This is a genomic window from Xanthomonas sp. AC360, from assembly GCF_979258225.1.
On the sequence record NZ_OZ409846.1, the window covers coordinates 4541047 to 4553934 of the forward strand.

General features: G+C 62.3%; 13 protein-coding genes. 4 read left to right on the forward strand and 9 right to left on the reverse strand.

Going from position 1 to position 12888, the window contains the following annotated elements; all coding sequences use genetic code 11:
• From pilV to grxD, 7 genes are all read right to left on the reverse strand, one after another.
• A complete protein-coding gene (gene pilV / locus ACZZ0O_RS19440; protein ID WP_082473501.1) occupies positions 1 to 474 on the reverse strand; it encodes a type IV pilus modification protein PilV in 474 nt (157 codons plus the stop codon).
• Positions 471 to 986: a GspH/FimT family pseudopilin gene (locus tag ACZZ0O_RS19445; protein WP_082473500.1), complete on the reverse strand. Its 516-nt coding sequence runs from the start codon at positions 984 to 986 to the stop codon at positions 471 to 473. Before ACZZ0O_RS19445 ends, pilV begins: the two co-directional genes overlap by 4 nt.
• Positions 987 to 1102: 116 nt before the next feature.
• Complete coding sequence (gene ppnN / locus ACZZ0O_RS19450; RefSeq protein ID WP_115513319.1) at positions 1103 to 2488, reverse strand: nucleotide 5'-monophosphate nucleosidase PpnN; 1386 nt, start codon at positions 2486 to 2488, stop codon at positions 1103 to 1105.
• 106 nt (positions 2489 to 2594) lie between these two features.
• A complete protein-coding gene (locus tag ACZZ0O_RS19455) occupies positions 2595 to 5801 on the reverse strand; it encodes a TonB-dependent receptor (RefSeq protein WP_463591608.1) in 3207 nt (1068 codons plus the stop codon).
• A gap of 371 nt (positions 5802 to 6172) precedes the next feature.
• Positions 6173 to 6772 (reverse strand): YhgN family NAAT transporter, encoded by a 600-nt coding sequence (locus ACZZ0O_RS19460; protein WP_005996031.1) that lies wholly within the window; start codon positions 6770 to 6772, stop codon positions 6173 to 6175.
• Positions 6769 to 7512 (reverse strand): SDR family NAD(P)-dependent oxidoreductase, encoded by a 744-nt coding sequence (locus ACZZ0O_RS19465; protein WP_463591609.1) that lies wholly within the window; start codon positions 7510 to 7512, stop codon positions 6769 to 6771. The genes ACZZ0O_RS19460 and ACZZ0O_RS19465 overlap by 4 nt, the downstream gene beginning before the upstream one ends.
• Entirely contained in the window at positions 7509 to 7829 is a 321-nt protein-coding gene (gene grxD / locus ACZZ0O_RS19470) for a Grx4 family monothiol glutaredoxin (protein ID WP_055850119.1), read from the reverse strand. Before grxD ends, ACZZ0O_RS19465 begins: the two co-directional genes overlap by 4 nt.
• Before the next feature lie 121 nt (positions 7830 to 7950).
• Here grxD and ACZZ0O_RS19475 point away from each other — a divergent pair, with 121 nt between their 5' ends.
• Positions 7951 to 8529 carry a superoxide dismutase gene (locus tag ACZZ0O_RS19475; protein ID WP_463591610.1) on the forward strand — a complete coding sequence of 193 codons (579 nt, stop codon included), beginning with the start codon at positions 7951 to 7953 and terminating at the stop codon, positions 8527 to 8529.
• Between the two features lie 122 nt (positions 8530 to 8651).
• Here ACZZ0O_RS19475 and ACZZ0O_RS19480 read toward each other — a convergent pair whose 3' ends face one another.
• Positions 8652 to 9797 carry a 5-(carboxyamino)imidazole ribonucleotide synthase gene (locus tag ACZZ0O_RS19480; RefSeq protein ID WP_055850113.1) on the reverse strand — a complete coding sequence of 382 codons (1146 nt, stop codon included), beginning with the start codon at positions 9795 to 9797 and terminating at the stop codon, positions 8652 to 8654.
• Positions 9794 to 10297, reverse strand: coding sequence for a 5-(carboxyamino)imidazole ribonucleotide mutase (gene purE, locus ACZZ0O_RS19485; RefSeq protein WP_055850111.1), 504 nt, complete (start codon positions 10295 to 10297; stop codon positions 9794 to 9796). Before purE ends, ACZZ0O_RS19480 begins: the two co-directional genes overlap by 4 nt.
• Positions 10298 to 10355: 58 nt before the next feature.
• Here purE and ACZZ0O_RS19490 point away from each other — a divergent pair, with 58 nt between their 5' ends.
• From ACZZ0O_RS19490 to ACZZ0O_RS19500, 3 genes are all read left to right on the forward strand, one after another.
• Positions 10356 to 10625, forward strand: coding sequence for a Trm112 family protein (locus ACZZ0O_RS19490; RefSeq protein ID WP_055850108.1), 270 nt, complete (start codon positions 10356 to 10358; stop codon positions 10623 to 10625).
• 8 nt (positions 10626 to 10633) lie between these two features.
• The gene (nadC, locus tag ACZZ0O_RS19495) at positions 10634 to 11503 is read left to right on the forward strand and encodes a carboxylating nicotinate-nucleotide diphosphorylase (protein WP_463602913.1); all 870 of its coding nucleotides are present in this window, start codon (positions 10634 to 10636) and stop codon (positions 11501 to 11503) included.
• A gap of 63 nt (positions 11504 to 11566) precedes the next feature.
• Positions 11567 to 12619 (forward strand): DUF2272 domain-containing protein, encoded by a 1053-nt coding sequence (locus ACZZ0O_RS19500; RefSeq protein WP_463591611.1) that lies wholly within the window; start codon positions 11567 to 11569, stop codon positions 12617 to 12619.
• The last annotated feature ends 269 nt before the right edge of the window (positions 12620 to 12888 follow it).

Below are 12888 nucleotides of genomic sequence, written 5' to 3' on the forward strand. Positions count from 1 at the left end.
TCAGATCTCTGTCTGCAATGCGAATGTCGTCGATGTGTCCGGATCAGTTGCATCCCATTTCTGATCACCCCAGGAGATGGACACAGTAACCCGTCCATTGGCGACCACGACGTTTGCCGATGAAGTGTCTCCCAATGCCTTGGTAACCTGGCATTTCCAGCGACTAATATTTTGGGTGATGGATACGGTCTCGCCAGTCGGGCGACTACAGGCTCCTCTTGCGGTCGCCGAACCTGCAGCGAAGCTGGCCGCTGTGTACTGACTAGCCTGGTACCGATTTGAGCGCATTTGATCGATAAGGTCATAGGCGAGATTAGTTGCCTGTGTTCGATAGTTGGCGCTTTGCACGAAGCGCACGCTCATCGTTTGTAACAGTGCAAAACCAAGTAGCCCGAACGCGAGAACAATGATCGCTATTAATACCTCAATCAATGTAAACCCAGATGTTTTCCGCCTAGTTCCGTGCCGTCTCATTGACAGGTATCCTTTCTGCTTCTGACTTGCCCAGCTGCATTGATGAGCAGCGTTCGCATCAATTGCTGGCCGCCACATTGATCCGGGCGCACAGTGACCTGCTGGTCGGCAGCAGAAATTCGGCGTCCTCGGCCGTCAAAGGCAACTAGACCGCTACTTGGGCCTTGAACAACCAGCTTGGAATTACCAAGCCAGTAGCGCAAGACAGGTTCTCCGCCATCCAGTGCACCGTTTGCATTGACATCGCTCCATGCAAGGATGCCTCCGCCCCAGTTCCCATCGCAGGCAGTGCCATTACTGCTTCCGCAGATCGCCCCACTTTGGCCAGAACGCAATGCCTCGCTCCTGGCGAGGTTAAGCAACCCGAGCACTTCATTATTTGCGGTAACAGCTCGATTCGACCGAATGACGCCTTGAAAACTCGGGTATCCGATAGCGGCGACGATCGCAAGGACTGCAACCGTGGTCATCAACTCAACCAGCGTGAACCCGCGGGCACGGCAGAAAGACATCAATACGCTCCCCAGCGTCAGTGCTGAGGAGCATGAGTGACCATAAGAGTAAAGACAAGCACCCTACCGACAAGCGGCTCTGCGAACCGACGAACGTCAGTCCCGCAGCTAGCGGATCAAGTCACCACCCGATAACAAGGCCGGTAGTCCCCCGAGATCTTCATCCGGCGCTGCTCGACGAAGCCGCGCAGCAGTTCGTCCAGGGCCTGCATGATGTCCGGGTCGCCGTGGATCTCGAACGGGCCGAACTCTTCGATACGGCGCATGCCGTCTTCCTTGACGTTGCCGGCGACGATGCCTGAGAAAGCACGGCGTAGGTCGGCGGCCAGTTCGGGTGCCGGGCGGCCGTGGTGCAGGTCCAGGGCGGCCATGGCTTCGTGGCTGGGGACGAAGGGCTGCTGGTACTCGAGCGGGATGTGCACCGACCAGCTGAAGTAGTACGAGTCCTTCTGGTCCTTGCGATGCGCGCGCACCTCGTGGATGCCTTCTGCCATGCGGCGCGCAACGGCGACCGGGTCGCCGACGATGATCTCGTAGCGCGAAGCTGCCGCATCGCCGAGGGTGAGGCGGATGAAGCGGTCGATCTGTTCGAAGTACGGCGCGGCGATGGTCGGCCCAGTCAGGATCAGCGGGAACGGTAGGTCCGCGTTTTCTTCGCGCAGCAGAATGCCGAGCAAATACAGGATTTCTTCGGCAGTGCCGACGCCGCCCGGAAACACCAGAATGCCGTGACCGATACGGACGAAGGCCTCGAGGCGCTTCTCGATGTCCGGCATGATCACCAGGTGGTTGACGATCGGGTTCGGCGATTCGGCCGCGATGATGCCGGGCTCGGTTACGCCGATGTAGCGCGTGTGATGCTTGCGCTGTTTGGCGTGGGCGATGGTGGCGCCCTTCATCGGGCCCTTCATCGCGCCTGGGCCGCAGCCGGTGCAGATGTCCAGCCCACGCAGGCCTAGCTCGTAGCCCACCTGCTTGGTATAGAGATATTCGTCGCGCGAGATGGAATGCCCGCCCCAGCACACGACCAGATTTGGGTCGGACGGCTGAAGGATGCGTGCGTTGCGCAACTGGCCGAACACTGCGTTGGTGATGCCCTCGCTGGTGTCCAGATCGGCGCGCTGCGCTTCCAGCTCGATGGCCATGTAGGCCAGATCGCGTACGACGGCAAACAGCAGCTCGGCGACGCCGCGGATGATCTCGCCATCGACGAACGCCATTGCCGGCGCATTATTCAGGTCGATGCGGATACCGCGATCCTGCTGGTTCACCTGGATGTCGAAATCCGGGTACAGATCGCGCGCGGCGCGCGGGTCGTCGGAAGCGCTGCCGCTGGTCAGCACCGCAAGCGCGCAACGGCGCAGCAATTCGTGCATGCCGCCGCTGGATGCATCGCGCAACCGGGCCACTTCCGCCTTGGACAACACGTCCAGGCCACCACGCGGGTAGATCCGCGCATCCACCACCGGCAGCGCCCGTGCCGCCGTACTGCTGAGTTCCATAGCTTGCTCCTGTCGTCTCTCAAGGACTTTAACGTACTCACCCGCCCAAAAGAAAACGGCCGGGAAGACCCGGCCGTTTTCGCAACACATTACACGCTAAACGCGATCAGAACTGGTAGCGGAAGCCCAGCTGCAGTGCCCAGCGGGAGATGCCGCGGTCGTCGTACACAGTGGACTGGTCCGGCGTATTGAAGCGATATACGTACTTGCCGCTGGCCGCATCGATACCGCCGTATTCCACGACACCACGCATACCCGGGAAGCCATACTCCTCGACACGGCCCCACTTCTTGTTGAGCAGGTTGCCCACGTTCATGACGTCAAGCCAGACAGAGGCCTTGTTGTCCTTGAAAAAGCCCGGAATCTCCTGCTCGATGTGCAGGTCGAACTGGTTGATCCAGGAGTTCCGTGCGCCATTACGTTCTGCAACCTGACCACGACGGGCGGCCAGATACTCATTGCCTTCGATGTAGTTCCAAAACGCCTGTTCTTCTTGAGCGGAACCGAACAGCACATCACCACGGCCGGCCGGGATATACAACAGGTCGTTCAAGCGACCATCGCCATTGGCGTCGTTGTCGAACGCATAGCTATACGGGCGACCATTGCGGCCTTGGTAGATCAGGCCCAACTTGGTCTCGTAATCGCCGAAGAACGCATGCTTCCAGTTCAACGTACCGAGGATGCTGTTCTTCACTTCGTACGCGGCGGTCGAGGCAACGTTTTCATTGGCCTGGAAAACGGCGTTGTTGCCCAGCTGCGAACCCGAGGTCGAACTGGTCAGGCCGCTGACTTCGTCGGCATCGGTGTAGGTGTAGTACAGGCCCCACGACCAATCACCACCGTTGAAGGGCTTGTTCAGACCGACGGTAAAACTCTCGCTGCCGCCCTTGTCGGTTGGACGCGCGATCAGCGCATCGTTGTATCGGCGATCACGATTGCCGCGTGCATCCACTGAAACACCAGTTGGCTGCAGGCCGTTGACGTTCCAACTGGAAGGACGAAGACCGTTCGCGTTCCAGTAAATGTTGCGGCCATCCTGGCCCACTGCACTCGCCGCACCCAGGTTCAGCTGCTGATAGTAGATGGCTTCGTTGACCTTCGTAACTACAGCTTCAGCAGATGCAACGATTCCGTTCCACGGCAATTCCGTATCGAAGGCGAGGTTCGCCTTCCACACTGAGGGCTGCCCCAGCTTGCCATCGACGAAATCGACAGATTGCGTGCTTCCGGCGACAGTCGTGCCCCGCGGCTGATTGTTGATATCCGGAGTAAAGCGGATGCCATTGTCACGTACCAGTGCCGGGCTAGAGAAGTTGTAATCCGTATAGGCCAGGCCGGTGTTGGAGTATGGGTTCGACAACCAAACCGTTGCCGCTGCGCCCTGGAAGAGGCCTACGCCACCACGCACCTGAGTCGGGCGATCACTGTCAAACGTATAATTGAAACCAAAACGCGGCTCGAACAGGCCATTCCCGTCGATGGTCTGGTCGTTGCGGAAACCGAACACCGAGGATGCCGTCGCATTGTAAGCAGGACTGTTTTTCACCATCGGCTCGTCGTAACGCAGACCGAAGGTTAGCGTCAAGTTGTTATTGACTGCCCAAGTGTCCTGCACAAATACGCCCACGTTGCGCATTCCCCACTTCGCAGCGATATCGTCGATATTTCCGCTGTTGGACTGCGAGTAACGATAGTTCTGGGCAATATTGTTGCGGTAGTCCGAAATCGAGTTGAACGTGTAAGAACCAAAGACACGCTGCCCAAACAGATTGAAAAGATCGTTGTCTTCGTAGTCAAAGCCGAACTTGACGGTGTGGTCGTTCAAGAACAACGTACCCGCGAAAAAGGCGTTCCACGTTTCGGTACGCAGTTCGTTAGCCTGGGTGCTCTGCTCGGTGCCCAGGTTGACGGTGTTGTTGCCGATACGCACAGCTACGGCCGGCAATTGCGAAGCAGCCGTACGCGCGGCCGAGTAATCGCGATAGGAAACCTTGGCTTCGGTCGAAAAGGTATCGGTCCAATCGCTGAACAACTGAGCGGTATAGGTTTTGAGACTGAAATCGCGAACGTAGTGATACGAATTCAGCGAAAGCGCCTGATTGCCAAACCCGTTAAGGTTCGCGGTGCTCTGCTCGGTCTCGCCGTAGCGGAAGGAAGCGCGGTGCTTGTCGGAAATATTCCAGTCAAGCTTGAAGCCCTTTTCTTCCGAATCCGAATCCAGTGCCGGTAGTGCCAGAGTACCCGGATCGAATCCGTAGACATTGCGCGAAATGTCGATAATTTCATCGACCTGCGCCTGCGAGATCGGAACGATATTGCTCTCGCCCGAGCCAGTCGGACCGTAGCCAGAGGCTCCGGTGAACACGCCCTTGCCCTTGTACTTTTCGTAGTTGGCGAAGAAGAACAGCTTGTCCTTGATGATCGGGCCGCCCAGGGTCAGGCCGTAGGTGGTCTCGTTATCGAACAGCTGCGGGCGGATATCGTTCTGGTTCTTGCCCGACCAATCGTTCTCGCGATAGGTGCCGTAGACCGAACCGTGAAATTCGTTGGTACCGGATTTGGTGACCGCATTGATTACGCCGCCCGTGGCGCCGGTGATGGTGACGTCGTAGTTTGCAACGTCTACCGAGATTTCGTCGATGACATCCATCGAGAAGGGCTGACGGGGAGTTGGCAGTCCGTTGGACTCGAGACCGAACGCGTCGTTGGTGCTGATACCGTCAACGCGGATCAGATTGAAGCGCGGATTCTGGCCACCCACCGAGATTTCGTTGCGCGCCTTATCGGTCTGCGCCACGCGCGGGTCGAGACGCACATAGTCCTGCAGGTTGCGGTTGATCGACGGCAGCGATTCGATCTGCTCACGGGTCACGTTGGTGCCGGTGCCCATCTTGTTGGCACTGAACAGAGCCGAGCCGTAGTCGCCACCAATGGCCTGCACAGCACCCAGCGTGGTGACGTCACCGCCCAGGGAAGCGTCGACGCTATTGACCTGATTGAGGTTGAGGTACACGCCCTCTTCGGTCTTGGTGCCTTCACCCGACTTGGTGATGGTGATCGTGTACGGCCCACCCACACGCAGGCCGCGCGCGTTGTAGCGTCCGCTGGCATCGGTGGTGGCGCGGCTGACGGTACCCGATTCGACGTGGGTGATCGTGACTTCGGCATTCGGCACCGGCTGACCGCCGCTGCTGGTAACCAGGCCAGCGACGCCGGCGGAGGTGCTCTGGGCAAATACGGGGGCAGCGGCGAGTGCGGCAACGAGACCAAGGGTGAGCTTGGACATGCGGAGACAACGGGGGTGGGTCATTTCGGTAGCCTCGATACAGGTTGGGCAGTGACAAAAAGGCGCAGTCAGCCCAACCGTTCCCGGGGGTGGGCTGCCGATGATCTGGGGTCCCTTGCCGCGCGGCTGGTTGCTGCCGCAACGGTTAACAACAGATTAACACGCTAAGGCCTGATTGTGACGGCGGCGTGACAAAGTTCGCGCACTGCAACATGAACTTCGCATGTGACGGCGCAACGGCCAGACTGCGCAAGGTCGCAGCGGGAGCGAGACGTGCGTCTCGACAGGAAGTTTCTCAGGCGCGGAAAGCCGGCAGAAATGCCGTTTGCCCACTCTGCGCAAACGCGCGCGCAAGACGCGACGAGGCCGGGTCGTTCCCGGATATGACAATCGCCTTAGATGGACACCGGCAGCTTGAAGTACGTCCCTAACCCGTCCAGGAACATCTGCACCGAAATCGCGACCAGCAGCATGCCCATCAGCCGCTCGATTGCGGTCAGTGCACGGTGGCCGAGCAATTTGTACAGCAACGGGGCCGAGGCCAGGATCGTGGAAGCGCCGATCCAGGCGATCATCAGCGCCAGGCTCCAGTCCCAAAGACGCGTGGGCTCGTTGCTGCCCATCAACATCACCGCGGCCATACCGGACGGGCCGGCCACCAGCGGGATGGCCAACGGCACAATGAAGGGCTCGCCATCGGGGATCTCGCCCATCAGGCCTTCCGGGCGCGGGAAGATCATGCGGATGCCGATCAAAAACAGCACGATGCCGCCGGCGATCGCTACCGATTCCTGACGTAGATGCATCAGTTCCAGCGCGTATTTGCCGCCCCACAAGAACGCCATCAGCACACACAGCGCGATCAGCAGCTCGCGTGCGAGCACGAAGCGCTGACGCTTCGGCGGCAACGGCTTGAGCACGCTGAGAAAGACCGGGATGTTGCCCAGCGGGTCCAGGATCAGGAACAGCAGCAATGCTGCCGACAGAATGGTCATGTGGAAGGGCTCCAGATCGCACCGCGGTGCGGGACACCTGCCATGGACAACAGGGTGACGCAGGCGGACGCGTAACGGGCAGGATCGGCCGCCTCACTGTCTTCCTGATGGGTAAAGGCGCGCGCGCGCAACGCAGTACGCATGGGGCCAGGTTGCAAGCCATGGACACGCACCGGACCGGCTGCAGTTTCATGATGCAGGCTGGCGATCACGCCGAGCTGTGCGTGCTGAGCGGCGCCGTATGCACCCCAGTACGCCTGACCAACGCGTACGGCATCGTCGACGACGAAGACCACGGCCGCGTCGTCCTGCTGCCGCAAAAGCGGCAGGCACGCCTGGGTCAACCAGGCGCGTGCGGTGAGGTTGACGTGGATGCTGCGTGCGAAGTCCGCAGGTGCCGCAAGTTCGGCGGGCGTCAGCCCACCGAACTCGGCCGCGCAATGCAGCAGGCCGTGGACGCCGCCCAATTCTGACTGCAGCCGCTGCGCCAATGCTGCGTAATCCTCCGGGGCCGCCCCGGCCAGGTCGAGCGGATACAGCAACGGCTCCGGCCCTAGCGTGGCGACGGCATCGTAGACGCGCTCCAGCGGGCGCAGTTTGCGGCCCAGCAGCACCACGGTCGCCCCTGCGGATGCGCATGCCTGTGCGGCAGCAGTGCCCAGCCCGCCGGCCGCGCCGGTGATCAGCACGACCCGCCCGGTCAGTGATGGCGAGAGAGGCTGGCCCTGCACTGCAGTCACGGCTGGTACGCTTCGGTGACGATGCGCTTGAGCTCGCCGGCTTCAAACAGTTCCAGCGTGATGTCGCACCCGCCGATCAACTCGCCATGGATGAACAACTGCGGGAAGGTCGGCCAGTTGGAATAGCGCGGCAGATTGGCGCGCACTTCGGGTTCTTCCAGCACGTTGACAGTGCGCACCTGGTCTGCGCCAGCGGCGATCAACGCCTGCACTGCGCGACTGGAAAACCCGCACATCGGAAACTGCGGGGTGCCTTTCATGAACAACACGATCGGGTGTTGTTCGACTTCGGCCTGGATCCGTTCCATCACCGGCATTGGACTCTCCTGACTGGGAGCGGCAGGCCCGACCGCCGGGTCGGATAGACTTCCGCAAAGGCGCGCATTGTAAGCCTTCAGCGCGACCTGTCGCCGCACTCCCTTCGCTGCCATTGCCATCATGCCGATCGAACACGTTGCACTGCCCTACTCCCGCGCCGCTCTGGAGCCGCATCTCTCGTCCGCGACCCTGGAGGCGCACCACGGCGTCTGTCATCGCGGCGAGGTCGAACGGCTCAATACGCGCATCGAAGGCAGCGAGTTTGCCGAGCTGACGCTGGAAGAGATCATCGCGCAGGCGCAGGGCACGCTGTTTCATCTGGCCGCGCAGGTGTGGAACCACAATTTCTATTGGCAATGCCTGCGGCCACGCGGCGGCGGCGAGCCGCTCGGCAAGCTGGCCGACAGCATCGGCACATCCTTCGGCGATTTCGTGCACTTCAAGCAGGAATTCAATCGCGTCGCCTTGAGCAGCTTCGGCTCGGGCTGGGTATGGCTGGTGCAGCGTCCGGACGGCACATTGGCCGTTGTCGCCACGCCTAATGCGTCGACCCCGCAGACTGGGCCGGATACGCCGCTGCTGGCGTGCGACCTCTGGGAACACGCGTACTACCTGGATTACCAGCAAGACCGTGCGCAGTACCTGGAGGCATTCTGGAAGCTGATCAACTGGGATTTTGTCGCCAGCCGGTTGGGCTAGCAGGCGCGTCTCGTTAGCAACGGATCGCTCACCGATGCACCCACCTGCGCGCACTCAATCGAAGCGCACGCAGTCGGCACCACAACCCTCGCGATACCGCACTGCTGCGTCGCGATTGACACTCAGCCTTCGCGCAAGCGCGCAATCACCGGTTCAACGTGCGCATTACGCTGCAACGCCATGCCGGCCTCGACCAGCGCCTGTACCAGCATCTGCGGCGTATCGGCACGCAGCGTTGCGTGGCCCACCTTGCGACCATCGCGCGACTGTTTGCCGTAGTCGTGCCAATGCCCGCCGGGCACAGCCAGAAATGCCTCAGCGTCCGGCATAGCACCCAACCAGTTGAGCATGCAGGCATGGCCGCGCATCGTGGTGCTGCCCAACGGCAACCCGAGCACAGCGCGCAGGTGATTTTCGAACTGGGAGGTTTCCGCGCCCTCGATGGTCCAGTGGCCGGAATTGTGCACGCGCGGGGCGATTTCGTTGGCGAGCAGTGTGCCATCGCGCACGAACAGCTCCAGGGCGAACACGCCCACGTAGTCGAGCGTGTCGGCAATGGCACGCGCGTGTGCTTCGGCGACCTCCTGCAACGTTGCGTCCACATTGGCAGGCGCAAGACTGGCCGACAGCACGCCATCGACATGCCAGTTTTCGGTCAGCGGCCACGCACGGAATTCGCCATCGCGGCCCCGCACCGCTACCACGCTGACTTCGCGTTGAAATGGCACGAATGCCTCAAGAATCAGCCCGACCTTGGCAGCCTGTGCACCCAGCGCAGTCCATGCCGCATCGGCATCGGCAAGCGTCTTGATGCGGAACTGGCCCTTGCCGTCATAACCGAAGCGGCGCGTCTTGAGGACGCACGGCGCACCGATACGCGCCAACGCAGCATCAAGCCCGGCGCGGTCGTCGATGGCAGCAAACTCCGGCACCGGAATACCCAGTTCGCGGAACAAGGTTTTTTCGCTCAACCGGTCTTGCGCCACCGCCAAGGCATCCGGGCGCGGAAACACCGGCACCTGCGCAGCAAGTTGCTGCGCGCTGGCCGCGGGCACGTTCTCGAAATCGAAGGTGATCACATCCACCTGCGCGGCGAACGCAGCGAGCGCGGCAGCATCGTCGAACGCGCCCACCTGCAGCGGCGCCACCTGCCCTGCGCAGGCATCGGCTGCCGGGTCGAACACTGCAAACCGCAGCCCAAGCGGCGCGCCGGCCAGCACCAGCATGCGCGCCAACTGGCCGCCTCCCAGAATTCCAACTGTGGTCATTGGCGCGGGTCGTCGCTGGCCATCACATCATCGGTCTGCTTGGCACGGAACTGCGCCAGTGCCTGGCCGATCTGCGCCTGCTCCGGCGCCAGCATCGCAGCCGCGAACAACGCCGCATTGGCAGCGCCGGCATTGCCGATCGCAAACGTGGCCACTGGGATGCCCGCCGGCATCTGCACGATCGACAGCAATGAATCCATGCCGTTGAGCGCCTTGGACTGCACTGGCACGCCCAGCACCGGCACCGCCGTCTTGGCCGCCAGCATGCCCGGCAGGTGCGCCGCACCGCCGGCACCGGCAATGATGGCGCGCAACCCACGCGCGCCCGCCTGCTCGGCGTAGGTGAACAGCACATCGGGCGTGCGGTGCGCCGACACCACCTTGACTTCGTACGGCACGCCCAGCGCATCGAGCTTCTGAGCTGCGTGTTGCATGGTCTCCCAATCCGAACGGGAGCCCATCACGATGCCGACCAGCGGCGCGGAGTGGTTGGAGGTCATGGCCCTGCCCTGCGGTAAAGACGTATTCTAGCCAATCTCCACGCAAGACAAGACTTCGATGGATCGCAAACTGCTCGACCTGCTGTGCTCGCCCGACACCCGCCAGCCACTCTCGCTGCTGGACGGCAAAGGCCTGGAAGCACTCAACACCGCCATCGCCGCCGGAAACCTGCAGCGCGCCGACGGTACCGCGCAAAGCCAGCCGCTGCGCGAGGCCCTGATCACCCGCGACCGCAAGCAGATCTTCCGCGTCGACGACGGCATTCCGGTACTGCTGGCCGAAGAAGCCATCGGCACCGCCCAGATCACCGACTTTCCCGACAAGTGAATTCGTCCGTGCGCACCGTGCCGGAGGCGCCGCCCGCCGCGTTGGTCGACGCCGATGTGGCGCGCGCGCTGGCCGAAGACATCGGTACTGGCGATGTAACTGCGGCATTGCTTCCCGATCAAGCCGACAGTGCGTATCTGTTGTGCAAGCAGGATGCGGTGATTGCCGGCCGGCCCTGGTTCGATGCCACGCATCGCGCGCTCGACCCGCAGGTACGCATCGACTGGCACGTGCACGAAGGCCAGCACGTCAGCGCCGGCACGGTGCTGGCCACCCTGCAAGGTCGCAGCCGCAGCCTGGTCAGTGCCGAACGTACCTCGCTCAACTTTCTGCAGACGCTTTCGGCCACGGCTACCACCACCGCGGCGTATGTGGCCGCAGTCGCCGGCACCGGAGCCCGCATCCTGGACACGCGCAAGACGCTGCCGGGCCTGCGCATGGCGCAGAAATACGCAGTGCGCTGCGGCGGCGGCGACAATCACCGCATCGGCCTGTTCGACACGGTGATGCTCAAGGAAAATCACATCCGCGCCGCCGGCTCGTTGAGCGCAGCCGTGCAGGCCGCACGTGCCCAGCAACCGCAGCTACCGCTGGTGGTCGAGGTGGAAACGCTGGCGCAGTTGCGCGAGGCATTGCAGGTGGGCTGCACGCGTATCCTCATCGACGACTTCGATCCGGCGATGCGTCGCGATGCCGTGCGTATCGTCGCCGCGTTGCCGGTGGATCAGCGTATCCCGCTGGAAGTCTCCGGCAGCGTCGACCTGGCCGGCATCCGCGCAGTTGCGCAGGACGGCGTGGATTGCATTTCCATCGGCGGGCTGACCAAACATGTGCAGGCGGTGGATCTGTCGCTCAAACTCGGCCCGGCCCCGCGCTGATTTCACGCGTGCGCGCAGGCTGCTCTGTCAGCCTGCTGCGATTGATTTCGTGCAGGATGTTCGATGACCGTAAGACCCTGGCCGTGGATGTGCCTGCTGCTTGCAGGATTGGGTGGCAGCGCTGCGGCTGCGGAAGTGTGCGATATGCCACCGCGCTTCGGCACCAGCCCTGCAGCCATCGCCATCGTGCGCACGGCCTGCAATGAGCATCGCCTATGGCAGCACCCGTTTATCGACGCCAAAGGCCGCCTTGCCAGCCTGGGCGTGACCGAGGCCGAATCCGGCTATCTCGCCGACCATGGCGTCGTGGCCTGGCAACGCGTCGCAGGCTATTGGCGCGATAGCGGCACGCTTGCCTCGATGGGCGGACGTCCCGGCGCATCGAGCTGCGCCGCACTGGATGGCACCCGCTACACCGCCAGCGACTGTCGCGCGTTCCTGATCGACAACCCGTGGTCGGCCGCCTTCATTTCATGGGTGATGACGCAAGCGAGACTGAGCGGATTCCATCGCTCCGCACGCCATCTGGATTACATCCGCAGCGCGTACAACGACGGCGCCACCGGCCCGTACCAGTTCACCGACCCTGCGGTGGAAAAACCCGCACCCGGCGATCTGCTATGCCTGCTGCGTGGGCGCAACGTTGCACTCGGCTACGCGGGTTTGAAGGCCGCGCTGGGCGGTAGCGCACCGATGCCATGGCAATCGCATTGCGATGTGGTGGTGGCCGCCAATGTCGGTGGCGATCGCATGCTGTATCTGATTGGCGGCAACGTGTTCAACACCGTCATGATGCGCAAGATGCCGCTGGACCGCGCCGGCCGTGTGGTATTGCCGACGCCGCAGTCCGACAGCGCGCAGGATCAGAATGAAGACAGCCTTGGCGTCGCAAGCGAATGCACGCCGGCACACGAAGAACTGTGCGACTTCAACCGACGCGACTGGGCGGCACTGCTGAAGCTGCGTCCCGACGCAGCAATGCTGGCGCCACCGCCAACCGAACCACTGCCTGTGCCCACCGCACCGCCTGCCGAGCAGACGATGCCCCCAGGTTTCCCACGCGTGGTGCCGCCGCGCCCGGAAACCCAGCCGGCGCCGACGCAGCAGCCTGGGTGAGAAAAGATTCAAAGCCCCTCTCCCGCCGGCAGGCTGGTTGAGGTGAAGGTGTGGGGCGAAGCCCTAGTGCCGCCTCAACTGCACCGGGCTGCGCACGTATCCTCATCCGCCCCTTCGGGGCACCTTCTCCCGAGGGGAGAAGTAACAGACACGTGGCGCCACGCTCTAGCCATTCTCCCGCCGAGAGGGGGGCGGGTACGGGGCGAACATGGTGATGCCTCAACTGCATGAGGCTGCGCCCGACCCCTCATCCGCTCCTTCAGGCACCT